The 24,475-nt window shown below is 52.6% G+C and carries 21 protein-coding genes, 2 tRNA genes and 1 other RNA gene; 12 read left to right on the top strand and 12 right to left on the bottom strand.

Annotation, left to right across the window (positions count from 1 at the left end; all coding sequences use genetic code 11):
• Positions 1-14: 14 nt before the first annotated feature.
• Positions 15-1,031, bottom strand: coding sequence for an asparaginase (ansA, locus tag QOT07_RS14040; protein ID WP_037419689.1), 1,017 nt, complete (start codon positions 1,029-1,031; stop codon positions 15-17).
• Positions 1,032-1,124: 93 nt separating this feature from the next.
• Positions 1,125-2,981: a signal peptide peptidase SppA gene (gene sppA, locus QOT07_RS14035; protein WP_012145447.1), complete on the bottom strand. Its 1,857-nt coding sequence runs from the start codon at positions 2,979-2,981 to the stop codon at positions 1,125-1,127.
• A gap of 160 nt (positions 2,982-3,141) precedes the next feature.
• On the opposite strand from sppA, the gene QOT07_RS14030 reads away from it, so the two are divergent.
• From QOT07_RS14030 to QOT07_RS14010, 5 genes are all read left to right on the top strand, one after another.
• On the top strand, positions 3,142-3,693 hold the full coding sequence (locus tag QOT07_RS14030) for an NAD(P)H nitroreductase (protein ID WP_085117099.1): 552 nt from the start codon (positions 3,142-3,144) through the stop codon (positions 3,691-3,693).
• A 154-nt stretch (positions 3,694-3,847) separates the two neighbouring features.
• Positions 3,848-4,891, top strand: a complete 1,044-nt coding sequence (selD, locus tag QOT07_RS14025) for a selenide, water dikinase SelD (RefSeq protein WP_099064223.1) — start codon at positions 3,848-3,850, stop codon at positions 4,889-4,891.
• Positions 4,891-6,009, top strand: coding sequence for a tRNA 2-selenouridine(34) synthase MnmH (mnmH, locus tag QOT07_RS14020; RefSeq protein WP_283603364.1), 1,119 nt, complete (start codon positions 4,891-4,893; stop codon positions 6,007-6,009). The genes selD and mnmH overlap by 1 nt, the downstream gene beginning before the upstream one ends.
• On the top strand, positions 6,009-7,934 hold the full coding sequence (locus QOT07_RS14015; protein ID WP_261417493.1) for a DNA topoisomerase III: 1,926 nt from the start codon (positions 6,009-6,011) through the stop codon (positions 7,932-7,934). The genes mnmH and QOT07_RS14015 overlap by 1 nt, the downstream gene beginning before the upstream one ends.
• Positions 7,931-8,224, top strand: a complete 294-nt coding sequence (locus tag QOT07_RS14010; protein ID WP_283603363.1) for a DUF1496 domain-containing protein — start codon at positions 7,931-7,933, stop codon at positions 8,222-8,224. Before QOT07_RS14015 ends, QOT07_RS14010 begins: the two co-directional genes overlap by 4 nt.
• Before the next feature lie 9 nt (positions 8,225-8,233).
• On the opposite strand, the gene QOT07_RS14005 is transcribed toward QOT07_RS14010, so the two are convergent.
• The 8 genes from QOT07_RS14005 to QOT07_RS13970 all read right to left on the bottom strand — a co-directional run bounded on the left by QOT07_RS14005 (position 8,234) and on the right by QOT07_RS13970 (position 12,452).
• Positions 8,234-8,635, bottom strand: a complete 402-nt coding sequence (locus QOT07_RS14005) for a pyrimidine (deoxy)nucleoside triphosphate diphosphatase (protein ID WP_099064219.1) — start codon at positions 8,633-8,635, stop codon at positions 8,234-8,236.
• A 45-nt stretch (positions 8,636-8,680) separates the two neighbouring features.
• A complete protein-coding gene (gene xthA, locus QOT07_RS14000) occupies positions 8,681-9,487 on the bottom strand; it encodes an exodeoxyribonuclease III (RefSeq protein WP_085117093.1) in 807 nt (268 codons plus the stop codon).
• A 102-nt stretch (positions 9,488-9,589) separates the two neighbouring features.
• A complete protein-coding gene (locus QOT07_RS13995; RefSeq protein ID WP_085117092.1) occupies positions 9,590-10,162 on the bottom strand; it encodes an LOG family protein in 573 nt (190 codons plus the stop codon).
• A gap of 162 nt (positions 10,163-10,324) precedes the next feature.
• Positions 10,325-10,451, bottom strand: a non-coding RNA gene (locus QOT07_RS13990) — RtT sRNA.
• Positions 10,452-10,494: 43 nt separating this feature from the next.
• Positions 10,495-10,579, bottom strand: a tRNA-Tyr gene (locus tag QOT07_RS13985).
• A 194-nt stretch (positions 10,580-10,773) separates the two neighbouring features.
• A tRNA-Tyr gene (locus QOT07_RS13980) sits at positions 10,774-10,858 on the bottom strand.
• A 158-nt stretch (positions 10,859-11,016) separates the two neighbouring features.
• Positions 11,017-11,865, bottom strand: coding sequence for a formyltetrahydrofolate deformylase (purU, locus tag QOT07_RS13975; protein WP_085117091.1), 849 nt, complete (start codon positions 11,863-11,865; stop codon positions 11,017-11,019).
• Between the two features lie 122 nt (positions 11,866-11,987).
• Positions 11,988-12,452 carry a YchJ family protein gene (locus tag QOT07_RS13970; RefSeq protein WP_099064218.1) on the bottom strand — a complete coding sequence of 155 codons (465 nt, stop codon included), beginning with the start codon at positions 12,450-12,452 and terminating at the stop codon, positions 11,988-11,990.
• Between the two features lie 141 nt (positions 12,453-12,593).
• Here QOT07_RS13970 and rssA point away from each other — a divergent pair, with 141 nt between their 5' ends.
• The 5 genes from rssA to QOT07_RS13945 all read left to right on the top strand — a co-directional run bounded on the left by rssA (position 12,594) and on the right by QOT07_RS13945 (position 18,144).
• Complete coding sequence (gene rssA / locus QOT07_RS13965) at positions 12,594-13,499, top strand: patatin-like phospholipase RssA (RefSeq protein WP_261417489.1); 906 nt, start codon at positions 12,594-12,596, stop codon at positions 13,497-13,499.
• A 105-nt stretch (positions 13,500-13,604) separates the two neighbouring features.
• Positions 13,605-14,618 (top strand): two-component system response regulator RssB, encoded by a 1,014-nt coding sequence (gene rssB / locus QOT07_RS13960; RefSeq protein WP_099064398.1) that lies wholly within the window; start codon positions 13,605-13,607, stop codon positions 14,616-14,618.
• A gap of 200 nt (positions 14,619-14,818) precedes the next feature.
• Positions 14,819-15,736: a UTP--glucose-1-phosphate uridylyltransferase GalU gene (gene galU, locus QOT07_RS13955; RefSeq protein ID WP_099064216.1), complete on the top strand. Its 918-nt coding sequence runs from the start codon at positions 14,819-14,821 to the stop codon at positions 15,734-15,736.
• Positions 15,737-15,779: 43 nt separating this feature from the next.
• Positions 15,780-17,123: a UDP-glucose dehydrogenase family protein gene (locus QOT07_RS13950; RefSeq protein ID WP_099064215.1), complete on the top strand. Its 1,344-nt coding sequence runs from the start codon at positions 15,780-15,782 to the stop codon at positions 17,121-17,123.
• Positions 17,124-17,133: 10 nt separating this feature from the next.
• Positions 17,134-18,144 carry an NAD-dependent epimerase gene (locus QOT07_RS13945; RefSeq protein WP_261426456.1) on the top strand — a complete coding sequence of 337 codons (1,011 nt, stop codon included), beginning with the start codon at positions 17,134-17,136 and terminating at the stop codon, positions 18,142-18,144.
• Between the two features lie 217 nt (positions 18,145-18,361).
• On the opposite strand, the gene hns is transcribed toward QOT07_RS13945, so the two are convergent.
• On the bottom strand, positions 18,362-18,769 hold the full coding sequence (gene hns / locus QOT07_RS13940; protein WP_006321188.1) for a histone-like nucleoid-structuring protein H-NS: 408 nt from the start codon (positions 18,767-18,769) through the stop codon (positions 18,362-18,364).
• A 696-nt stretch (positions 18,770-19,465) separates the two neighbouring features.
• Here hns and QOT07_RS13935 point away from each other — a divergent pair.
• On the top strand, positions 19,466-20,050 hold the full coding sequence (locus QOT07_RS13935; protein WP_085117085.1) for a thymidine kinase: 585 nt from the start codon (positions 19,466-19,468) through the stop codon (positions 20,048-20,050).
• Positions 20,051-20,176: 126 nt separating this feature from the next.
• On the opposite strand, the gene adhE is transcribed toward QOT07_RS13935, so the two are convergent.
• Entirely contained in the window at positions 20,177-22,849 is a 2,673-nt protein-coding gene (gene adhE / locus QOT07_RS13930; RefSeq protein ID WP_099062835.1) for a bifunctional acetaldehyde-CoA/alcohol dehydrogenase, read from the bottom strand.
• Between the two features lie 524 nt (positions 22,850-23,373).
• Here adhE and QOT07_RS13925 point away from each other — a divergent pair.
• On the top strand, positions 23,374-24,018 hold the full coding sequence (locus tag QOT07_RS13925) for a YchE family NAAT transporter (RefSeq protein WP_085117083.1): 645 nt from the start codon (positions 23,374-23,376) through the stop codon (positions 24,016-24,018).
• Positions 24,019-24,475: the final 457 nt, after the last annotated feature.

The raw sequence follows: 24,475 nt of genomic DNA, 5'->3' as shown, positions 1-24,475 counted from the left end.
GGTGTGGAACAGGGTTAACCGCTGATACTCAGCTCACCGCGCAGATCTTGCTGCATCTGGCTACGGATTTGTTCCGGTGTCAGCGGTTGGCTCAGCAGGTAATGCAGCTTGGTCAATGCGGCTTCGACCGTCATATCAAACCCGCTGATGACGCCGGCATGGGCCAGCGCATTCCCGGTGGCATAACCTTCCATATTGACCCGCCCGGAGATGCACTGCGTCAGGTTGACCACCACAATGCCGCGTTCAGAGGCATCACGCAATTCATCCACCAGCTCCGCTTTTTGTGGCGCGTTGCCCACACCGTAAGAGCGCAGGATCAAGGCTTTCACCGGCTGCAGCAGGAAGTTGCGCACGACCGCGCCAGAAATCCCTGGATAAATCGTCACTACACCGATCGGTTGTGGCGTAATGTCATGCACTTTGAGTTCGCCGTTGCAGGCCGGGCTGTCGATACCGTTCTGGCGGCGAATATGAATCCCGGCTTCCAGCAACGGCGGCAGATTAGGGGAAGCAAAGGCGTCAAAACCGTCAGCATGCGCCTTGGTGGTGCGGTTGCCACGGAACAGCTTGTTGTTGAAGAACAGGCTGACCTCATTTACCGGATGGTTGGCCGCCAGATAAAGCGCGTTCAGCAGGTTGGTCTGGCCATCGGAGCGCAGTTCCGCCAGCGGAATTTGCGAACCGGTGACAATCACCGGTTTGGCCAGGTTTTCCAGCATGAATGACAGCGCCGAGGCGGTGAACGCCATGGTGTCGGTACCGTGCAGGATCACAAAGCCGTCATAGCGGTCGTAATTCAGTTTGATATCGTCGGCGATATGCTGCCAGTCTTCCGGCGTCATGTCGGAGGAGTCGATCAACGGCGCATATTCATGAATGGTGAAGTCCGGCATTTCCGGCCGGTGGAATTCAGGCATCAAGGCCAGTTGACGCTGCAGGTGACCGGAGACCGGAATGTAGCCGTGCTCAGAGCGCTGCATGCCGATGGTCCCGCCGGTGTAGGCGACGTAAATCGATTTCTTTTGCATAGTGATTGTTTTAACAGAAATAAGATGGGCTGAATTATAGGGGGATAAGCGCAGAAAAAAAGCCCGGCGGGTGCCGGGCTGAGGATTAATTTGTTAGCGGACTTCTCCGCAGGTCAAACAAATGGCGTAGCGGTTTTGCGGATCGTTCAGGTTATTGAACAAACCCGGCTGCTCTTTGACCGCCATGGCCACCGACGCCAGCGGCGCAGGCAGCATGGACTGGATGGCTGCAGGTAGCATGGCGTGAATTGACACACCAAACTGGCTGAGCACCATGTCGGTCAGGCTTGGGGTATCAACAAACCAGTTAAGCTGCCACTGTTTCAACTGCGCCAGCTCAGCGGCTTTCTTCACTGCGTCGTCGAAGTCACCCAACTGGTCGACCAACCCATTGGTCTTGGCATCGCTGCCCAACCACACGTGGCCCTGAGCAATCTGATCAACCTGCTGCGGTGTCATTTTGCGCGACTTGGCGACCAGGTCGATAAAGTTCTGGTAACCTTTTTCGATGTTCAACTGCATCATCTGCGAGAACTCTGGCGGCAGCGCCTTGGTGACGGCCAGATCCGCCAGCGGTGAGGTTGCCACACCGTCGGTATGCACGCCAATGCTGTCCAGCGTCTGCTCGTAGGTATTGATCACCCCGAAGATGCCGATGGAGCCGGTGAGGGTGCTCGGGCTGGCGATAATGTAGTCCGCCGGCGTAGAGACCCAATAGCCCCCCGAGGCAGCCATGCCGCCCATGGATACCACCACAGGTTTGCCGGCGGCACGTACCGCAGCCAACTCGGAGCGGATCACTTCAGAGGCACTGACGCTGCCCCCTGGGCTGTTGACCCGGAAAATCACCGCCTTGATGGCCGGATCCAGTCGCGCCTGACGCAGTTCTGCCGCGGTGGTATCGCCACCCACGGTGCCTGGCGTTTGCGGACCGTCCATGATCGCGCCGTTAGCGAAGATCACGGCGATTTTGCCGCCCTGATCCGGCGTCGGTTTCGGCTGGTAGTCGTAGATGCTGGTCGCGTTGAAATCATTCGCCTGCTTGTCCCAACCGAAAGTCTTGATCAGTTGGTTCTCGATCACGGTGCGCGACGCCAGTTCATCGACCAGTTTGTTATCCAGCGCATACTTCGCGGTATCACCACCGGCTGCCTGCATACCGCTAAGCACCCCTGCAGCACCCGGGAACAGTTGCTGTGCGGTGATCTGACGGTTAGCCGCCACGGTATCCAGATAGTTCTGCCACAGCCCGCCAATCCAGCGGCTGTCGGCTTCACGGGCGGCCGGTGACATATCGTCACGGATCAAAGGTTCCACTGCGGATTTATATGTCCCGACGCGGAAGATGTTGGTGGTGACCTTGAGTTTTTCCAACAGCGACTTGTAGTAAAGGTTGTTGGTGGCAAAACCGTGCAGATCGACCGCGCCCTGCGGTGACAGGTAAACCTTGTTGGCGTAGCTGGCCAGATAATATTGCGTCTGGTTATAGCTGTCGCCGATGGCAAAGATCGGCTTGCCGCTGTCACGGAATTCACGCAGCGCTTTACCGATGTATTGCAGTGAAGGCTGGTCGGCACCGGCGAAGTCATTTAACTGCAATACCATGCCGGTAATGTTTTTGTCGTCTTTGGCCTTGCGGATGCTGTCAACCACGTCAAACAGGGAGTTTTCCTGCAGGCGATTGCTGGAAGCGCCCAGCAGTTCACGGCCCCATTGGCGTACCTTGTTGTTCATCGACGGCTGGTCAACTACCACGCCGCTCAGATCCACCAGCAACGCGCCGCGGGTAGGGACGGCAGGGGTGGTGGCACTCTGGAATGAAAGATAAATACCGACCCCAACCAGGATCAGCAACACCAGGAACAAATTAAGGATCAGTTCCCTGATAAAGTTCAGCAGACGCCATGTCCACCTGAAAACGCCGGCAATGATTTGCCACAATGTGCGCATGTGCTCTCCAGCAAGAGTCGAGAATGTTCCGCTATCCTAATGAGCGGCTGAGGAAATGTCAGCTTTAAATCGTGGGTCACAGAGGCTAATGCCGAGGCTGTCACTCACCGTTTAGCTATGTTAACGTGATCGTAATGAAAATTGTTATCAGGAGTTTACGATGGATGCACTGGATCTTTTACTGAATCGCCGCTCTGCGTCACGCCTTGCGGCCCCTGCGCCTACGGATGAGGCGCGTCAGAATATCATCAATGCGGGCCTGCGAGCGCCCGATCATGGCGCGTTGCAGCCATGGCGTTTTGTGATGATTGAAAACCAGGGTCTGGAGCGTTTTAGCCAATTGTTACAAGCTGCTGCAAAGCAGGACGAGATGGACGAAGCAGCGATTGAAAAGGCGACAAAAGCGCCATTCCGTGCGCCGTTGATCATCACCGTGGTGGCACACTGCACTGAAGAAACCAAGGTCCCTCGCTGGGAGCAGGTGGTTTCTGCCGGCTGTGCGGTACAGGCGATGCAGATGGCCGCATTGGCGCAGGGCTTCAATGGCATCTGGCGCACCGGTGCCTGGACCGAGCATCCTCTGGTTCGTGAAGCCTTTGGCTGCCGCGAGCAGGACGAAATTGTCGGTTTCCTGTATTTGGGCACCCCGCAGCTAAAAGCGTCTACTAAAGTGATCGCCCCAGACAGCACGCCTTTCGTCAGCTATTTCTGATCCCTGTCGCGGCGACGGAAAAATGCGCTAAATCCCGCCATTCTGTGTTGTTTCTGAGCAGGCTGTTCGGTTATCGACAGCCCGCTCTTACCATTCCCCTCGGCAAGCGCTACCCTATGCTATCTTGAATGCCGTTAACCGAAGGGAGTGGTATATGACATCGCCAGCGATCCGTTTAACCCAGTACAGCCATGGCGCCGGCTGCGGTTGTAAAATCTCACCGAAAGTTCTCGAAACTATTCTGCACAGCGAGCGGGAGAAGTTTGTCGATCCCCGCTTGCTGGTGGGCAATGAAACCCGTGACGATGCGGCGGTGTATGACATCGGCAACGGCGTTGGCATCATCAGCACCACCGACTTCTTTATGCCGATTGTTGATAACCCATTCGATTTCGGCCGCATCGCCGCCACCAACGCCATCAGCGACGTCTATGCCATGGGCGGTAAACCGATCATGGCGATTGCGATCCTCGGCTGGCCAATTGCCAAGCTGGCACCGGAAGTGGCGCAACAGGTGATCGACGGCGGGCGCTATGCCTGCCAGCAGGCAGGTATCGCCCTGGCGGGAGGCCATTCTATCGATGCGCCAGAGCCTATTTTTGGCCTGGCGGTGACTGGCATCGTCAATACCGAGCGGGTGAAGAAAAACAGCGCGGCGCAGGCCGGATCCAAATTGTACCTGACCAAGCCGTTGGGCATTGGCGTATTAACTACCGCCGAAAAGAAAAGCAAACTGTTGCCAGAGCATGAAGGCCTGGCGACCGAAGTGATGTGCCAACTGAATAAACCGGGCACGGATTTTGCCGAAGTCGAAGGCGTGACGGCGATGACCGATGTCACCGGTTTCGGCCTGCTGGGCCACCTGAGCGAGGTTTGCCAGGGCTCAGGGCTACAGGCGACGGTATGGTTTGATCAGGTCCCTAAACTGCCTGACATCGAGCGTTATATTGCCGAGGGCTGCGTACCCGGCGGTACCGGGCGCAACTTTGAAAGTTACGGCCATCTGGTTGGTGAAATGACCGACCTGCAGCGCCAATTGCTGTGCGATCCGCAGACCTCCGGCGGCTTGCTGCTGGCAGTACTGCCTGAAGCGGAGCAGCAGGTGCAGGCGATTGCCGAGCGCCACGGCATTCAACTCCAGGCTATCGGTGAACTGCATGCGGCCGTGCCGTCCAAACCCCTGATCGAGGTTGTCTAGTGTCAGCCTCGAGGGAACGGGAAGACACCCAGGACTACCGCCGTATTTTTTTGCAGGATATCCCGCTGATTGATGTGCGCGCACCGGTTGAGTTTCAGCAGGGTGCGTTCGCCAATGCGCTGAATCTGCCGCTAATGAATGACGATGAACGGCAGGCCGTCGGCACCTGTTACAAACAGCAGGGGCAGCAGGCGGCGATTGCGCTGGGTCATAGCCTGGTTAATGGCAGGCTGCGCGAGCAACGTACGGCGGCCTGGCTGGCGCAATGTGCCCAATGGCCGCAAGGCTATATTTATTGTTTCCGTGGCGGTTTGCGTTCACAGCTGGTGCAGCAGTGGCTGCGTGAGGCTGGCGTGACCTACCCGCGCATCACCGGCGGCTACAAGGCACTGCGTAATTTCCTGCTCACTACGCTGGAGCAGAGCGCCGAACTGCCGATGGTGTTGATCGGCGGCAATACTGGCAGTGGTAAAACTCTGCTGGTCAATGAACTGGCCGATGGCATCGATCTGGAAGGTGCTGCACACCACCGCGGTTCATCTTTTGGCCGAACGCTGGTGGATCAAAGCGCTCAGATAGATTTTGAGAATCGTCTGGCTGTGTTATTGCTGAAAAAACAGCATGGTGGCTGCCGCCGTTGGGTGCTGGAAGACGAAGGGCGCATTATCGGCAGCAACAACCTGCCGTTAGCGATCTTCAACCGCATGCAGTTGGCACCGGTAGCGGTGATAGACGATCCCTTTGAGGTGCGTCTGGCCCGGCTACAGCAAGAATATATCGATCGGATGCGTATTGAGTTTGAACAGGCTTATGGCGCGCAGCTTGGCTGGCAGAAGTACGATGAGTATCTGCATCACGGCCTGTTTGCCATTCGCCGCCGCCTGGGGCTTGAACGTTTCCAACAGCTGACGCAACGCCTGGAATGGGCACTGCAGTGCCAGCAGGCCAGTGGAAATAGTGACGAGCATCAGGAGTGGCTGGTGCCGTTGTTGCAGCACTACTACGATCCGATGTATCACTACCAATTGGAAAAAAAATCCCAGCGGATTGTGTTCCGCGGGTATTATGCTGAAGTAAGAGAATTCCTGATGACGTACAGCCAGAATAACGGTGAATAATGCGACTGTTTATTGCCGAAAAACCGAGTTTGGCGCGCGCCATTGCCGACGTCCTTCCCAAGCCGCATCGTCGCGGCGACGGATTTATCGCCTGCGGTAACAATGATGTGGTGACCTGGTGTGTGGGCCACTTATTAGAACAGGCGCAGCCGGATGCCTACGACAGCCGTTATGCGCGCTGGTCGCTGGCGGATCTGCCGATCATCCCTGAAAAGTGGCAGTTGCAGCCGCGTCCGTCGGTCAGCAAGCAGCTTAATGCCATCAAAAAGCTGCTGCACGAGGCCGATGAAGTGGTGCATGCCGGTGACCCGGATCGCGAAGGCCAATTGCTGGTGGACGAGGTGTTGGATTACCTGGCGTTGTCGCCGGAAAAACGCCACAGCGTCCGCCGTTGTCTGATCAACGATCTCAACCCGCAGGCGGTAGAACGCGCCATTGAACGGCTGCGTGATAATCGCGACTTTATCCCCTTGTGTGTCTCTGCTCTGGCGCGCTCGCGCGCAGACTGGTTGTATGGCATCAACATGACCCGCGCTTACACCATTTTGGGACGCAATGCCGGGTATGACGGTGTGTTGTCGGTGGGGCGGGTACAGACGCCGGTGCTGGGGTTGGTGGTACGGCGTGACGAGGATATTGAAAACTTCATCTCGAAGGACTTCTTCGAAGTTAAAGCACACATCGTGACGCCCAAAGACGAGCGCTTTGTCGCTCTGTGGCAACCCAGTGACTCCTGTGAGCCTTATCAGGATGAAGAAGGGCGCCTGCTGCACCGGTCGTTGGCAGAACACGTGCTCAAACGTATCGAGGGCCAGCCGGCGCTGGTCACGTCTTATAATGATAAACGGGAATCAGATACCGCCCCCTTGCCGTTTTCACTGTCGACTTTGCAGATTGAGGCTTCCAAACGCTTTAACCTGAGCGCGCAGCAGGTACTGGACGTCTGCCAGCGGCTGTATGAAACCCATAAATTGATTACCTATCCGCGTTCTGACTGTCGTTACCTGCCGGAAGAGCACTTTGCCGGGCGTCATTCGGTGTTGAACGCCATCAGTGTTCATCAGCCGGATCTTTATCCGCAGTCGGTGATCGACAGCGATCGTCGTAACCGCTGCTGGGACGACAAAAAGGTCGATGCCCACCACGCCATTATCCCGACCGCCCGCGCCAGTAAGGTCAGCCTCAGCCAGGACGAACTGAACGTTTACGGCTTGGTTGCGCGACAATACCTGATGCAATTCTGCCCGGATGCCATGTTCCGCAAGTGCGTGATTGAGCTGGATATCGCCGGAGGCAAGTTTATTGCCAAGGCGCGTTTTCTGGCGGAAGCCGGGTGGCGAACGCTGTTGGGCAGTAAAGAGCGGGATGAGGAAAACGAAGGTTCTCCGTTGCCGGTGGTGGCAAAAGATGACGAGCTATTGTGTGAGCGCGGAGAGGTGGTTGAGCGTCAGACACAACCGCCGCGGCCGTTCACCGATGCCAGCCTGCTTTCCGCCATGACCGGGATTGCGCGTTTTGTTCAGGATAAAGCGCTAAAGAAAATCCTGCGAGCGACCGATGGTTTAGGGACCGAGGCTACGCGCGCAGGGATCATAGAATTGCTGTTCAAGCGGGCGTTTTTGTATAAAAAAGGGCGTTACATTCACTCCAGTGAAACCGGTCGGGCGTTGATCCATTCGCTACCGGATATTGCCGCCCGTCCTGATATGACCGCCAACTGGGAAGCCACGCTGACGCAAATCAGTGAAAAATCCTGTCGCTATCAGGACTTTATGCAACCTCTGGTAGGCACTTTGCAGGAGCTGATTTATCAGGCCAAGCAGAGCCGGGCGAGTATGGCGTTTCGCGGGTTGCCGCCGTCACCTTCTACCGGGGCGAAAAAACGCAAGAAAAGCGCCGGTAAGGCGCGGGAGAAGAGCGAATGAATTATGGCTTACTGATGCTGGCCAGCGGCGCATTGCTGTTTTGTTCCACGGCGATGGCCAATCGTGGTGACGTGGATGTGGTGGTGCCAGTGTCGCCGGAAATCTGGGGTACGGCAAAAAATGCTGCCACTCAGCCAACGGCACAACCTTGCGTTCGCTGCTGTATCTATCAGGATCAAAACTATTCTGAAGGGGCGGTGCTCAAGGTGGAAGGGGAAGTGTTGCAGTGCATACGCGACCCCAACGTGGTGGGGACTAACCCGTTGATCTGGGTGCGTCTGAAGAAGTGACGCTGTAACTTAGACCTTCGCCCGCTGTGTGGCGATATAGGCAGTTAATAGTGGTACGTCCGCCGGGGCCAGGGGATAGTCAAACGCCTGCTCCGGCGCTAACCAAACAAAGTCCGAATGGCAGCGGTTTTGTAATTCACCGCTGAAGGTTGTCACCCGCCAGGCATGCAAGCGAATAATGCGTTCGCTTTGCTGCCACTGATTGCTGGCGACATAACTCCCCACACTGGCGACAATTCCTAACTCTTCGTCCAGTTCACGCGCCAGCGCCTGAGGTTGGCTCTCGCCTGCCTCGACCTTACCGCCGGGAAACTCCCACAGCCCAGCCTGATCGCTGCCGGCATCACGTTGTGCCAGAAGAATTTTGCCATTTTTTTCAATGATGGCGGCGACGACATCGATAATTTTCATGCGTACCACATAGCAAAACCCCGGCGGTGGCCGGGGTTGGATAAATTATAGTGAGAACTCTGCCCAGACCGGGGCGTGATCCGAAGGTTTTTCCATCCCGCGGATCTGATAATCGATGCCAGTCGCGGTGCAGCGTGCGGCCAATGGCGTGCTGGCTAACAACAGGTCGATACGCAGGCCCCGGTTTTCATCGAACCCACGTGAACGGTAGTCGAACCACGAGAATTCATCGTTACGTTCCGGGTTCGCATGGCGATAGGTATCCACCAGGCCCCAGTTCATCAGGCGGTCCATCCATTCGCGCTCTTCCGGCAGGAAGGAGCACTTACCGGTACGCAGCCAGCGCTTGCGGCTTTCTTCACCGATACCGATGTCGTAATCGCTTGGGCTGATATTTACGTCACCCATCACCAGTACCGGTGAGTCCACCGACATTTGCTGCTCCAGGTAGTTTTGCAAATCCTGGTAGAAGCGCGTCTTGGCTGGGAATTTGATCGGATGGTCACGGCTTTCACCCTGCGGGAAGTAGCCGTTGATCACCGTCAGCGTGCCTTGTGGTGTCGCCAGATCGGCCATGATGATGCGGCGCTGCGCGTCTTCATCATCGGTCGGGAAACCACGGCGCACGGCAAGTGGCTTCTCTTTGGTCAGCAGCGCCACGCCATAGTGGCCTTTTTGGCCATGGTAGAACACGTGATAACCGTGCTGGCTGACTTCTTCCAGTGGGAACATGTCATCGTGAACTTTCGTTTCCTGCAGGCCGATGACGTCGGGCTGGTGCTGTTCGATGATGGCGGCCAGTTGGTGCGGACGCGCACGCAGTCCATTGATATTAAAAGAGACAAACTTCATGAGCGGTGCCGTTTTCACAAGAAAAATGTGTTGAGATAGTAGCAGAGTTTGGCCAGAAATGTAACGCAGGCCAGCGGCAACGGCCGCCGGCGGCAAGCCAAATTATTTTGCCCAGCGGTCGTAATTCTTCGGTTGATAGTCGTCGAATTGTTGCAGCAAGGTTTGCGCTGAATCGCTGATATGCATGGTGCCGAGGTAGTCATGGCGCATAAAGCCCTGATCGGCCACGTGCTGCAGGAAACTGTTTAACGGGCGATAAAAACCGTTTACGTCCAACAGGCCCACCGGTTTGCTGTGATAGCCGATCTGGCCCCAGGTCCAGATTTCAAACAGTTCCTCTAGGGTGCCTATACCGCCAGGCAGAGCAATAAAACCGTCTGCCAGAGCCGCCATGCGCGCCTTACGGGTGTGCATGTCCGGGACCACTTCCAGCTCCGTCAGACCTCGGTGTGCGGTTTCTGCTTCGACCAGGCGCTCGGGAATGATGCCCACGGCCTCACCACCGGCGGCAAGGACTGCATCCGCCACAATGCCCATTAACCCTTTTTTACCGCCGCCATAGATGAGGCGTCGGCCCTGAGTGGCCAGCGTCTGACCCAATTGCCGCGCATTCTCGGCATAAGCAGGATTAACGCCTTCGCTGGCGCCACAAAAAACGCAGATATTGTTACGCATGCACTTTCTTCCTTACTGCATTAAAGAAGTCAGTGGTATAGCGAATTGTTGGCCGGAGTTCAAGTTGAGGATGCGCTAAAAGGTTAGGGGAATTGATAAATGGGAGATCTGAGAGATAAAGAGGATTTGGTGTTTGATTGGGTTATTGGGGGCGTACAAGGATGGTGGTGGGGGAAGGATTATTCGTCGCTATGCGACTCACCCTTCGGGCCGCGCTGAAGCGCGTTGTCTCATTGCATGAGACTCGAACCTTGTCGAAGCTTCTCGTCCCTCCCGGTAAGGAGTGATGTGGTACTTTCAGGTTTGATTTAATACTGGGGGATATACAAGGATGGTGGTGGGGGAAGGATTCGAACCTTCGAAGTCTGTGACGGCAGATTTACAGTCTGCTCCCTTTGGCCGCTCGGGAACCCCACCATGGTATTCATGGTTTTACTTATTATTTAACAGGAGATCGGCTAGATTCCTGTGGCGCTTCGTCTGAAGGATTACCGCGCTGAAGCGCGTTGTCTCGCTGCGCTCGGCTCGAGCCTTGTCGAAGCTTCTCATCCTCCCCCTCCGTGTTTTATGCAGCTTCAGCTTTCGCTGTGCTCTCATCAACAGAGAGAAGATGGTGGTGGGGGAAGGATTCGAACCTTCGAAGTCTGTGACGGCAGATTTACAGTCTGCTCCCTTTGGCCGCTCGGGAACCCCACCACTGGCCTTGCTTGCGAAACATCTGTCTCGGTAAGCGGGGCGCATCATATCAAATGAAACGGGCGTGTAAAGTATTGAAATGCAGAAAATGAATCGTTTGCCGGTTTTTTACTCGTGGCGGTGCATCCCTGAACGAAAGGCACCGCTTTATTGAGCAATTACAGAATAACCGTCCGGTTGCCGTAAACAAATACCCGCTGCGCCAGCACATGGTACAGCGCGCGGCTGAGTGCATTCTTTTCAACGTCACGTCCGGCACGCATCATATCGTCAGCAGAATAGGTGTGATCGACATGGATCACGTCCTGCATGATGATTGGGCCTTCATCCAAATTGTCGTTAACGTAGTGGGCGGTAGCGCCGATGATTTTCACGCCGCGTTCGTAAGCCTGATGATAAGGTCGGGCACCGATAAACGCCGGCAGGAACGAGTGATGGATGTTGATCACCTGATTCGGGTAGTGCTGGACGAATGCTGGCGTCAACACCCGCATATATTTGGCCAGCACCACATAGTCCGGCTGATACTGATCAATCTGGGCCATCATTTTCTGATCGTGCTGGTCGCGCGTCAGGCCTTCATGGCTGACCAGGTGGAACGGAATATCGAAACGCTCTACCAGCGTTTGCAAGGTGTCGTGGTTACCGATAACCGCAGCGATTTCTACATCCAGACCACCGTAGGCGCTTTTCATCAACAGGTCGCCCAGGCAGTGTGCTTCTTTAGTAACCAGGACGACAATACGACGACGGCCAGAGTTATGCAGTTCGCGAACCGAACCCACCGGCAGCGCGCTGTCGAGATCTGCCAGTAGTGTGGTGTCGTTGAAAATGCCTTCCAGTTCGGTACGCATAAAGAAACGGCCGGTGCGGTGATCAACGAACTCGTTGTTTTGAATAATGTTGAGTTCATGCTTGTAACAAATATTGGTGATCTTGGCGATCAGACCTTTTGCATCCGGACAAATGGTGCGCAAAACTTTTCTTTGTACATTTTGGTGTGGCATGGGAGTGAGGATCCTGTCTGATACTGAACGTCCTGTCTTCGCAGGCGAGAGTTTTTATCATCTTTGTTTTCAAGTGTGCCCGATTGGCCACGCCTGAAATCTATGGTGCCTGTGACTGTCGGCTAACGCCCACAGCACTTTTTATATTTTTTCCCTGATCCGCAGGGGCAAATGGCGTTTCTGCCAGGCTGGGGTTTGGTTCCGTCAATATAATACCAGCGTTGGTCAAGCAGAAGGAAGCGCGAACGCTCGTGCATCGCTTTGTGCTCGCCGGTACTGCCGTCGACGAAGCGGGCGATGAACTCGACAAAACCTTCTCCGGCTTCATATCCCTGTTTTTCTTCCACCACCGTCAGGCCGATCCACTCGGTATTCTTGAAGCTGTCGACGATCCCATTGCGCCATTCAGCGGCATGACAGTCCGGATGCCAGGTGGCTACCAGATAATCCACATTGTGTTTTACGTAAGCGCTAAAACGCGAACGCATTAATTTACCGGGGGTCGACGGCGTTTGGGTGCCGTTGATGTAGGGCTCGCAGCATGCGCTATACTCCAGGCCGCTGCCGCAGGGGCATAATTCGGGCAAGGTGACTCCTAAAATGGCCGGAACGAAATGAACGGGCCGATGCCGAAACAAATTTAGAGCATATGTTACCTAACAATATTCGGCTGTGACAATCTAGGCTGACAGCTGGGGCGTAACATTCACCGAAAAAGGACGGAAACGATGCGGAAAATTAAGATCGGATTGGCATTGGGCGCTGGTTCGGCCAAAGGGTGGGCACATATCGGGGTGATTAACGCGCTAAAGAAATTGGGTGTTGACGTCGATATAGTAGCCGGCTGCTCGGTGGGTGCCTTGGTGGGGGCTGCCTTTGCCAGCCACCGTCTGCCAGCGATGGAAACCTGGGTGCGTTCATTCAGCTATTGGGATGTGATCCGTCTGATGGACCTGTCCTGGCAACGCGGCGGACTGTTGCGTGGGGAACGGGTGTTCAATGCGGTAGGGCAGTTGTTAAAAATTGATGATATCGCTGAATGTTCACTGAAGTTTGGCGCGGTGGCGACTAATCTGAGCACCGGACGGGAACTGTGGTTAACGGAAGGGGATATTCATCAGGCGGTGCGTGCGTCGTGCAGTATGCCTGGTCTGTTGGCGCCGGTATGGTTTGACGGCTATTGGCTGGTGGATGGTGCGGTGGTGAATCCGGTGCCTATCTCATTGACCCGGGCTTTGGGGGCAGACATCGTTATTGCCGTTGACTTGCAACATGATGCCCATCTGATGCAGCAGGATCTGTTCTCGGTACGCACTCCTGATATGGAGACACCAAAAGATCTCCCTGCCCGAAACTGGCGAGGGCGACTGAGGGAACGTATCAGCAAAATGACCACCAGAAAGCCGAATTTCACGCCGACGGCGATGGAGATCATGGGGACCTCGATCCAGGTGCTGGAAAATCGGCTGAAACGCAATCGCATGGCCGGCGATCCGCCGGATGTGCTGATCCAACCCTATTGTCCACAGATCTCGACGTTAGACTTCCATCGTGCCGACGAGGCGATAGAAGCGGGTAGACTGGCGGTTGAAAAACAGCTGGATATGCTATTGCCATTGATAAAAAACAAATAATTTACGGTTCTTAACGGCATGCTCTGCGCTGGTGAAAATTTCAGGCAGGCATAAACGGTCTTTTTGAGCCACTATTACACTATGGAAAGGGAAGAGGCTCGGCTGATGGCATTACCACTGACTCACAAGCGCATTTTGGTCGTTGAGGACGAACTGGTTTTTCGTTCCGTGCTTGTTGGCTATTTGAAATCGTTGGGGGCGGAAACCAGTGAAGCGGCCAACGGTTTGCAGGCATTGAGTTTGGTGGATGATGTTCATCCCGATTTAATCCTGTGCGATCTGGCGATGCCGGAAATGGATGGGATCGAGTTTGTCGAACATCTGCGCCTGCAAGGCGTACAAACCCCGGTATTGGTGATCTCGGCGACCGACAAAATGGCGGATATCGCCAAAATGTTGCGGTTAGGCGTCCAGGACGTGTTGTTAAAACCGGTGACCGATCTCAATCGCCTGCGTGAAGCGGTGCTGGGCTGTCTGTACCCCAATATGTTTACCTCACCGGCTATCGAAGAAGTGGAACTGTTCCAGGACTGGGATGCACTGAGTAAAAATCCCTCCGAAGCGGTGAAGTTACTCAAACAGTTACAGCCTCCGGTGCAGCAGACCATCGCTCATTGCCGGATTAATTACCGGCAATTAACCACCGGCGAGAACCCGGGGTTGGTGCTGGATATTGCAGCGTTATCGGATAAGGATCTGGCGTTCTATTGTCTGGATGTGACCCGCGCAGGGGATAATGGCGTATTGGCGGCATTACTACTGCGGGCTTTATTTAATGGATTACTGCAGGATCATTTAGCTAATCAGCGCCATCGGTTGCCGCAAATGACCGCATTGTTAAAGCAAGTTAATCAATTATTACGTCAGGGCAAACTGGAAGGGCAATTCCCGTTGTTGGTCGGTTATTATCACGCCGAATATAAAAACCTGATTTTGGTCTCCGCAGGCCTGCATGCCAATGTAAATACCGGCGATAATCAAATTCAACTGAGCAACGGCGTGCCGCTTGGGACGCTGGGTGCGACCTACATGAATCAAATCAGCCAGCACTGTGCCGCCTGGCAGTGCCAGGTTTGGGGCTCTGGCGGCCGGCTGCGCTTGATGCTCAGCGCCGAATAAACCACCGTGATTAAAACAGCATGTAAAATTTAGATATTTGACGTGCTTATTTTTACCTCAGTTAACCCATTGGGTAATTGTCCTAAAGTTTTTCTATTTGTGCTGCGGCTAATGCCAGTCAGTCATAAACTGGTATACTCCGGAGGTTTTTTGTATGGCGGATGAAGCTCATAAACCGAGCGCTATTAAGAGAGGAAATAATGCCTGCTGTAAATCGTAAAGTCAGAAAGGCTGTGATCCCGGTTGCAGGCTTGGGAACACGGATGTTACCGGCGACAAAAGCCATTCCAAAAGAAATGCTGCCGCTGGTTGACAAGCCCTTGATCCAATACGTTGTCAATGAATGTATTGCAGCAGGGATTAACGAGATTGTGTTGGTAACCCATTCCTCCAAGAATTCGATCGAAAACCATTTCGATACCAGTTTTGAACTGGAAGCGATGCTGGAAAAACGTGTTAAGCGTCAGTTGCTGGATGAAGTTCAGTCTATCTGTCCAAAGGGCGTTACCGTGATGCAGGTACGTCAAGGGGTAGCTAAAGGGTTGGGACACGCGATTATGTGTGCTTACCCGCTGGTGGGTGATGAGCCGGTGGCCGTGATTTTGCCGGATGTGATCCTCGATGAGTACAGCTCCGATCTGAAAAAAGATAATTTGCACGAAATGCTGCAGCGCTATGAACAAACCGGTATCAGCCAGATTATGGTCGAGCCCGTGCCACATAAAGATGTTGGCAACTACGGCGTGGCCGATTGCAAAGGGTATGATCTGCAGCCGGGCGAAAGTGCCCCGATGGTCAGCGTAGTCGAGAAACCTTCGCCGGATGAAGCGCCATCTAATCTGGCCATTGTTGGCCGCTATGTGCTCTCCGCCGATATCTGGCCGCTGCTGTCGAAAACCCCTCCGGGTGCCGGTGGTGAAATCCAGCTTACCGACAGCATTGAAATGCTGATGCAGCAAGAGACAGTAGAGGCTTATCACCTGAAAGGGATCAGCCATGACTGCGGCAATAAGCTCGGTTATATGCAGGCGTTTGTCGAATATGGCATGCGACATGCCGGGCTGGGCCAAGAGTTTACTCAGTGGTTGAAACAGTTACTGGCCGCTGATAAGAAATAATTTATTTATCTTTCGTCTTAATTTGAAAAACTAGGATTTTCCCATGAAAGTAACAGTTTTTGGTATTGGCTATGTTGGCCTGGTGCAGGCTGCGGTTCTGGCTGAAGTCGGTCACGACGTTATGTGTATCGATATAGACGAGCATAAAGTCGAAAACCTGAAGAAAGGGAACATCCCTATTTTTGAGCCTGGTCTGACGCCGTTGGTGCAACAAAACTATGAAGCCGGTCGTCTGCATTTCACCACCGATGCAAAAGCCGGGGTCGCGCATGGCACCATTCAATTCATCGCCGTGGGCACACCACCGGACGAAGATGGCTCTGCCGATTTGAAATATGTGACTGCCGTGGCTCGTACCATCGCAGAACATATGACCGATCGCAAAGTGGTGATTGATAAATCTACCGTACCGGTCGGCACCGCAGATAAAGTCCGTCAGGTTATGGAAGAAACGCTGCAGAAACGCGGTAGCAAGGTTGCCTTCGATGTGGTTTCCAACCCGGAATTCCTGAAAGAAGGCGCTGCGGTAGCAGACTGCATGCGTCCTGAGCGCATCGTCATCGGTACCGATAACAAAGATGTGATCGAGCCTATTCGCGAGCTGTATGAGCCGTTCAACCGCAACCACGATCGTATGATCATGATGGATATTCGTAGTGCTGAACTGACCAAGTATGCTGCCAACTGCATGCTGGCGACCAAAATCAGCTTTATGAATGAAATGTCTAATCTGGCCGAAATGCTTGGCGCAGACATTGAGAAAGTGCGTCAGGGTATCGGTTCTGATTCCCGTATCGGCTATCACTTTATCTATCCAGGCTGCGGCTATGGCGGCTCCTGCTTCCCGAAAGACGTTCAGGCCCTGATCCGCACCGCGGAGCATATTGGCTACCAGCCAAAACTGTTGCAGGCGGTAGAGCAGGTTAACTATCAGCAGAAATATAAGCTGACCAAATTTATCAAGCATCACTTTGGTGAAGATCTGAAGGGCAAAACCTTTGCGTTGTGGGGACTGGCCTTCAAACCTAATACCGACGACATGCGTGAAGCCTCCAGCCGTGTGCTGATGGAGCAGCTGTGGGAAGCGGGTGCTACCGTGCAGGCGTACGACCCTGAAGCGATGAACGAAGTGCAGCGCATCTATGGCCAGCGCGACGATCTGAAGCTGGTGGGTACCAAAGAAGCGGCCCTGCAGGGGGCTGACGCGTTGGTTATCTGTACCGAATGGCAGAATTTCCGCGCGCCTGATTTCGACGTGATTAAAGGCTCGTTAAAGCAGCCGGTGATCTTTGATGGCCGCAACTTGTTTGACCCTGAGCGTCTGGAAAGCCGCGGCTTTACCTATTATGCCATTGGTCGCGGTGCGTCCATTCAGCCGGTTATTTAAGGGGACATATATGAAATTCCTCGTTACGGGCGCCGCAGGTTTTATCGGTTTTCACGTTGCCGAGCGTCTGCTGGCTGCTGGACATCAGGTTGTTGGTATCGACAACCTGAATGATTACTACGATGTGGGTCTGAAAATGGCTCGCCTTGATCTGCTGGCGGATAAACCCGACTTCCAGTTTATTAAGCTGGATTTGGCCGATCGCGAGGGTATGGCGCAGCTGTTTGCCGAGCATCAGTTCCAACGGGTCATTCATTTGGGGGCTCAAGCCGGGGTGCGTTATTCATTGGACAACCCGCTGGCGTATGCTGACTCGAATCTTATCGGGCATTTAAACGTGCTTGAAGGGTGCCGACACAATAAGGTTGAGCATTTGTTATATGCTTCTTCCAGCTCGGTATATGGTCTGAACCGTAAACTGCCCTTTGCGACTGAAGATTCTGTTGATCACCCGGTATCATTGTATGCGGCAACCAAGAAAGCCAATGAGCTGATGTCGCACAGCTACTCCCACTTATATGGTATTCCCACCACCGGCCTGCGTTTCTTTACTGTATATGGCCCATGGGGACGCCCGGATATGGCACTGTTTAAATTTACCAAGGCCATTTTGGCGGGCGAGAACATCGATGTATATAACCACGGTGAGATGCGCCGTGACTTTACCTACATCGACGATATTGCTGAGTCTATTGTGCGGTTGCAAGCAGTTATTCCTCAGGCCAATGCTGCCTGGACAGTTGAGCAGGGATCGCCAGCAACCAGTTCTGCGCCATACCATGTCTATAATATCGGCAACAGCAGTCCGGTGAAGCTGATGGAATATATCAGTGCACTGGAACAGGCCTTGGGGATTGAGGCTCGTAAGAATATGCTGCCGATGCAGCCTGGTGACGTGTTAGATACCAGTGCTGATACTGTGGAGCTTTATCGTGTTATTGGCTTCAAGCCTGAAACCAGCGTTGAAGAAGGCGTGAAACGCTTTGTTGAATGGTATAAGTCATTTTATAAAGCTCAGTAATTGAGCAGTACGTAAATGCTATAAGGGGCCTTGGCCCCTTTTTTTATGCTTAGACAAAGTCAGGTCAGTTCGGTAAGTCAGGAGACAAAAACCAATGGGGAGAGGGGGGCTGCCATAGGATAATTACCTAAAGCTTAACTTATGTTCTAACCAGCCAGGAAATAAGCATAACAAAAAGGCTCCCAAGGGAGCCTTTTTAACGTGCATCGAAATGCTATTACAGCAGGAAATCGTCCAGAGATTTACCTTGCTCTTCGATAGCTTTCTTAATCACTGCTGGAGTACGGCCCTGGCCAGTCCAGGTTTTCAGTTCGCCGTTTTCATCTTTATATTGGTATTTAGCCGGACGTGCTGCACGTTTAGCTTTACCAGCGGCTTTAGTAGCAGCCATAGTTTGCAGCAGTTCGTTAGGATCAATACCGTCAGCAATCAGCATTTCACGATATTGCTGCAGTTTACGGGTGCGTTCTTCAACTTCTGCTTGAGCCTGGCTGTCTTCTTCGCGACGTTCGTTCACAACAACTTCCAGTTTTTCAAGCATTTCTTCCAGCGTTTCCAGGCTACATTCTCTTGCCTGTGCGCGTAGAGTACGGATGTTGTTCAAAATCTTTAATGCTTCGCTCATTGTCCTAGTCTCAAATTATATTGGTGGGGGGCGTCTGGATAATAATAGAGTGCTCTTTTCTTTTCTGCAATAGACAAATTGAAAGGAACGCTCAAATTTACCTTTTAAAACACCTAACCGGAACACTACGGGTAATATAGGTGGGGGCGATAAGTATTACAACCTCCATTTTTAAGTCAAATTTTCAACAGTAGGGTATGTTTACTATGCCTGAAAGGCATTCATGGCTAAGTTATAATTGTGTTTTATATCAATATTACGCTGAATTCTGTGGGTTAAATCACGCGCCTAAGTATGCCAACACTGTAAACAATGGGGGTATACGAGTAAAGATAACGTCAAGAACTGTACCCTTAGCTGTTTTATGTCATTAAATACTCTGGTGTCGCACTGGCAGGCGTTAATAGATTCAATTTCTCTGTGTCTCGGGGGACGGGGCAGACCTGTGTTGCTATAACCATTAATGCCTGATGCTAATCATTAGCAGTAATTAAATGTGATGACAGACGACAATTATCCTGTAAATAGATGTAAAGGCATGGCACGTACAGAACGGAATGTTTCACTTGAAAGTTTGGTATTCGTTTTGTCGGGATGTTGATTAACCCGGAGGCGTGAGCAGGCCGACAGGTTATGGTACACTTTACGCCTGAATCAACGTTTGAATATTTCTTATACCATTGGAGTTGCGGGCCCATGGCTCAACTTTATTTTTATTACTCTGCAATGAACGCAGGGAAATCTACCGCGTTGTTGCAATCTTCATATAACTATCAAGAACGTGGTATGCGTACACTGGTGTTTACCGCCGAAATAGATCACCGTTTTGGCGTGGGCAAGGTGAGCTCGCGGATTGGCCTGTCATCTCAGGCACAGCTCTATAATAATGAGTCGATGCTCTACGCGATGATTGCACAGGAACATCAACAGCAACCGATACACTGCGTGTTGTTGGATGAAAGCCAGTTCCTGACGAAGCAGCAGGTTGAGCAATTATGCGATGTCGTCGACCAACTGGATATTCCGGTTTTGTGTTATGGCTTGCGTACCGACTTCCTGGGTGAACTGTTCATTGGCAGCCAATACTTGCTGGCCTGGGCGGACAAACTGGTAGAGTTGAAAACTATCTGCCATTGCGGACGTAAGGCCAATATGGTGTTACGGCTGGATGAGAGCGGGCAGGCGATGCATGCCGGTGAGCAGGTAGTGATTGGCGGTAACGAGAGCTATGTCTCCGTTTGTCGCAAGCATTACAAGGAAGCCATACAGGCACTGGAGTAAGGTTTAAACACGACAGCGAGCCCTGTGGCGCGTTTAAACGCTATTGTGCAACCTGGTAGATTGAGCTGAACCTTCCGCATAAAAAAAACCGCCTTTCGGCGGTTTTTTTATTGGCTCAATGAACCGTTACTTTTTGGTCTTTTTTTCTGTTTTGGCCGCAACAGGGGCTACCAAAACTTCTTCATCTTCTGCTTCACTAAACTTACGGCCGTAGAAGGTATCCAGCATAATTTGCTTCAGTTCTGCAATCAGCGGATAACGCGGGTTGGCGCCGGTACATTGGTCGTCAAAGGCGTCTTCAGACAGCTTGTCAACTTTCGCCAGGAAATCGGCTTCCGTCACACCGGCTTCACGGATTGATGCCGGGATGCCCAGTTCGGCTTTGATCTCGTCCAGCCAGGTCAGCAACTTCTCGATTTTCTGAGCGGTACGGTCGCCCGGAGCGCCCAAACCGAGGTGGTCAGCGATTTCAGCATACCGACGACGAGCCTGCGGGCGGTCGTACTGACTGAATGCCGTTTGCTTGGTTGGGTTGTCGTTCGCGTTATAGCGAATAACGTTGGAGATCAGCATGGCGTTGGCCAGACCGTGTGGGATGTGGAACTCAGAGCCCAGTTTGTGGGCCATTGAGTGGCAAACCCCCAGGAAGGCGTTGGCGAATGCGATACCGGCGATGGTGGCGGCATTGTGCACGCGCTCACGGGCTACCGGGTTCTTGGCACCTTCTTTGTAGCTGGCTGGCAGATACTCTTTCAGCAGTTTCAGCGCTTGCAGCGCCTGACCATCAGAGTATTCGTTCGCCAGTACTGAAACGTAAGCTTCCAGCGCATGAGTCACCGCATCCAGGCCGCCGAAGGCGCACAGGGATTTTGGCATGTTCATCACCAGGTTGGCGTCAACGATCGCCATATCCGGTGTCAGCGCATAATCCGCCAGTGGGTATTTCTGGCCGGTTACGTCGTCGGTCACTACCGCAAACGGTGTTACTTCTGAACCAGTACCAGAGGTGGTGGTCACGGCAATCATTTTTGCTTTGACGCCCATTTTCGGGAACTTGTAGATACGTTTACGGATATCCATAAAGCGCAGCGCCAGGTCTTCGAAATGAGTTTCAGGATGTTCGTACAGCACCCACATGATCTTCGCAGCATCCATCGGTGAACCCCCACCCAGCGCGATGATCACGTCTGGTTTGAAGGAGTTCATCTGCTCAGCGCCTTTACGCACGATGGACAGCGTTGGGTCCGCTTCAACTTCAAAGAAGACTTCTGTTTCAATGCCGTGAGACTTCAGAACGGAGGTGATCTGGTCTGCATAACCGTTATTGAACAGGTAGCGGTCGGTCACAATGAAGGCGCGTTTTGCCCCGTCGGTCGCTACTTCTTCCAGCGCGATAGGCAGTGAGCCACGGCGGAAGTAGATTGATTTCGGAAGTTTATGCCACAACATGTTTTCTGCTCGCTTCGCTACAGTTTTCTTGTTGATCAGGTGTTTTGGACCGACGTTTTCAGAGATGGAGTTACCACCCCAGGAACCGCAGCCCAGCGTCAGTGACGGAGCGAGTTTAAAGTTGTAAAGGTCACCGATGCCCCCCTGAGAAGCCGGGGTGTTGATCAGGATACGCGCGGTTTTCATCTTGTCGCCGAAGAAGGCAACGCGTTCCGGCTGGTTATCCTGGTCGGTGTACAGACAAGAGGTGTGACCGATACCGCCCATGGCGACCAGTTTTTCCGCTTTGCTGACGGCGTCGGCAAAGTCTTTGGCGCGATACATAGCCAGCGTAGGCGACAGTTTTTCGTGAGCGAAAGGTTCAGTTTCATCAACCAGTTTCACTTCACCGATCAGCACTTTGGTGCTTGCCGGCACTTTGATGCCAGCCATCTCGGCGATTTTCGGTGCAGACTGGCCAACGATAGCCGCATTCAGGCCGCCGTTTTTCAGGATAATGTCCTGAACGGCTTTCAGCTCTTTCCCCTGCAGCATGTAGCCGCCATGGGTAGCGAAACGTTCGCGTACTGCATCATAGATTGAATCAACCACGATGACCGACTGTTCAGAGGCACAAATTACGCCGTTGTCGAAGGTTTTGGACATCAAGATTGAAGCGACAACGCGTTTGATGTCTGCGGTTTCGTCAACCACCACAGGGGTGTTACCTGCACCAACGCCGATAGCCGGTTTGCCGGAGCTGTAGGCGGCTTTCACCATGCCTGGACCGCCGGTCGCGAGGATCAGGTTGATGTCAGGGTGGTGCATCAGTTGGTTAGACAGCTCAACGGTAGGTTGGTCGATCCAGCCGACGATGTCTTTTGGCGCACCGGCGGCAATCGCGGCTTGCAGTACGATATCCGCTGCCTTGTTGGTGGCGTTTTTCGCACGAGGGTGCGGAGAGAAGATAATGCCGTTACGGGTTTTCAGGCTGATTAAGGCTTTGAAAATGGCCGTGGAAGTCGGGTTGGTGGTAGGTACGATACCGCAAATCAGGCCAATAGGCTCTGCAATGGTGATGGTACCGAAAGTATGGTCTTCGGCCAGAATGCCGCAGGTTTTTTCATCTTTATAGGCGTTGTAGATAAACTCTGATGCGAAGTGGTTCTTGATCACTTTATCTTCAACGATACCCATCCCGGATTCTTCAACGGCCAATTTGGCCAGAGGAATACGGGCATCGGCAGCGGCGAGGGCAGCAGCGCGGAAAATTTTATCAACTTGCTCTTGAGTGAAGTTGGCATATTCGCGCTGGGCTTTTTTGACACGTGCAACTAGCTCGTTCAGTTCAGCGACATTTGTTACAGCCATAATGCTCTCCTGATAATGTTAAACTCTTTCAGTAAATCAGCCGTGCGAGCAAGTAGTATAGACAGATCGGGGGAAAATGCTGCTTTAAAAACAAGGGCTTTCCGCCATTTTTTGTCACATGTCGCTGATTTGCTTAAAGAGCTTTACCCGATGCTTCAGCAGGAGAAGACAGCGGGCCGAACAGAGATGCCACTTTTTCCTTAACCTGTTCTACTCCCTGACTACGACTAAGAGCTTAACTACTCTTGGTTAGTGATTTTGTGATTTAAATCATAAAAACCGCAAGCTGACACCATTCAGCTATGGTTGTTGAGAATAATTCTTGATAACTGCCATGTCAGACACTTTTCTCAACATAAAAAATCATAAACCGTACATTGCTTTAACAATGGAGAATTATCTTATCGGTATGGGCATAAATAGATATAAATCCCGCCCATGACCAATGGATTACCCGTGGCAATTCTATTACATTAGCGCGCGAAGGCATTGTCACTTTTAGCTTTACTAAAGCGGAGTCATTTGTGGGCCCATCTCTGTTGGATTTTTCCGGCTTCATTAAATTTTTTGTCGGCCTGTTTGCACTGGTGAACCCGGTGGGTATTTTGCCGGTGTTTATCAGCATGACCAGCTACCAGGCGGCGGCCGGGCGCAATAAAACTAACCTGACCGCCAACCTGTCGGTCGCCATTATCCTGTGGACCTCGCTGTTTTTGGGGGAGGGGATTTTGCGCATGTTCGGCATCTCTATTGACTCGTTCCGTATTGCCGGCGGCATCCTGGTGGTCAGTATTGCCATGTCGATGATCAGCGGCAAGCTGGGCGAGGACAAACAGAACAAACAGGAAAAATCAGAGAGCGCGATCCGTGAGAGCATCGGCGTGGTGCCGTTGGCATTGCCGCTGATGGCTGGACCGGGCGCCATCAGTTCCACCATAGTCTGGAGTTCTCGCTACCACAGCTGGCAGAACCTGTTGGGGTTTACCCTGGCCATCGCGTTGTTTGCCTTTTGTTGTTGGTTGTTGTTCCGTGCTGCGCCTCTGCTGGTGCGTCTATTGGGGCAAACCGGCATTAACGTCATCACCCGTATCATGGGGTTGTTGCTGATGGCATTGGGTATCGAGTTTATCGTGACGGGTATAAAGGCCATATTCCCCGGCTTGCTGTAATCCGGCGAATGAGTCGCGAATAGGATGATTCGCGGCTCAAATTAATTTTAAAAAATAAAAACTATTATTGGCTCGCATTAATATAGTGCTTAATGTGAATGAATTTTATTCACTTGCACCATAATGTGGCATAAATCTTAATCTGTTGCTCAATAAAAGCTCTAAGCGTTATTTTTACCCCTTATCCCCCTCGGTTATTGCCCTTTATTACCTTCTGAACATCAAATTCGCTGTTAATTTAATCACATCATTCTGTAGGGCTTGTCTCGCTTTCATCCAGGTGTTATTAGTGATTAACCGCACATAAGCAGGTGTTTGTTCTTTGAACTGCGCCTTTGTTAACTGAATGTTTCTTTATCTGGTGTGTGGGTTCGCTGCGTACGGCTCTGACGGTTATTTTTTTAATTTTAATCATTAAAATCAGTGATTTAAGTTATTTTCATGTACCCCCTTCACC

This window comes from Serratia proteamaculans, assembly GCF_949794035.1.
GTDB lineage: Bacteria > Pseudomonadota > Gammaproteobacteria > Enterobacterales > Enterobacteriaceae > Serratia > Serratia proteamaculans.
The sequence above is the reverse complement of the archived record's forward strand: the minus strand, read 5'-3'. Positions and strand labels throughout refer to the sequence as shown.

Excerpts from the sequence above, each read along its gene's own strand:
- galU (WP_099064216.1), top strand. The coding sequence starts at position 14,819 with ATGCCTGCTGTAAATCGTAAAGTCAGAAAGGCTGTGATCCCGGTTGCA.
- QOT07_RS13950 (WP_099064215.1), top strand. The coding sequence starts at position 15,780 with ATGAAAGTAACAGTTTTTGGTATTGGCTATGTTGGCCTGGTGCAGGCT.
- ansA (WP_037419689.1), bottom strand. The coding sequence starts at position 1,031 with ATGCAAAAGAAATCGATTTACGTCGCCTACACCGGCGGGACCATCGGC.
- QOT07_RS14030 (WP_085117099.1), top strand. The coding sequence starts at position 3,142 with ATGGATGCACTGGATCTTTTACTGAATCGCCGCTCTGCGTCACGCCTT.
- QOT07_RS14010 (WP_283603363.1), top strand. The coding sequence starts at position 7,931 with ATGAATTATGGCTTACTGATGCTGGCCAGCGGCGCATTGCTGTTTTGT.
- rssA (WP_261417489.1), top strand. The coding sequence starts at position 12,594 with ATGCGGAAAATTAAGATCGGATTGGCATTGGGCGCTGGTTCGGCCAAA.
- xthA (WP_085117093.1), bottom strand. The coding sequence starts at position 9,487 with ATGAAGTTTGTCTCTTTTAATATCAATGGACTGCGTGCGCGTCCGCAC.
- hns (WP_006321188.1), bottom strand. The coding sequence starts at position 18,769 with ATGAGCGAAGCATTAAAGATTTTGAACAACATCCGTACTCTACGCGCA.
- selD (WP_099064223.1), top strand. The coding sequence starts at position 3,848 with ATGACATCGCCAGCGATCCGTTTAACCCAGTACAGCCATGGCGCCGGC.
- QOT07_RS13935 (WP_085117085.1), top strand. The coding sequence starts at position 19,466 with ATGGCTCAACTTTATTTTTATTACTCTGCAATGAACGCAGGGAAATCT.
- sppA (WP_012145447.1), bottom strand. The coding sequence starts at position 2,981 with ATGCGCACATTGTGGCAAATCATTGCCGGCGTTTTCAGGTGGACATGG.
- QOT07_RS14015 (WP_261417493.1), top strand. The coding sequence starts at position 6,009 with ATGCGACTGTTTATTGCCGAAAAACCGAGTTTGGCGCGCGCCATTGCC.
- adhE (WP_099062835.1), bottom strand. The coding sequence starts at position 22,849 with ATGGCTGTAACAAATGTCGCTGAACTGAACGAGCTAGTTGCACGTGTC.
- rssB (WP_099064398.1), top strand. The coding sequence starts at position 13,605 with ATGGCATTACCACTGACTCACAAGCGCATTTTGGTCGTTGAGGACGAA.
- QOT07_RS13945 (WP_261426456.1), top strand. The coding sequence starts at position 17,134 with ATGAAATTCCTCGTTACGGGCGCCGCAGGTTTTATCGGTTTTCACGTT.
- purU (WP_085117091.1), bottom strand. The coding sequence starts at position 11,865 with ATGCCACACCAAAATGTACAAAGAAAAGTTTTGCGCACCATTTGTCCG.
- QOT07_RS14005 (WP_099064219.1), bottom strand. The coding sequence starts at position 8,635 with ATGAAAATTATCGATGTCGTCGCCGCCATCATTGAAAAAAATGGCAAA.
- QOT07_RS13995 (WP_085117092.1), bottom strand. The coding sequence starts at position 10,162 with ATGCGTAACAATATCTGCGTTTTTTGTGGCGCCAGCGAAGGCGTTAAT.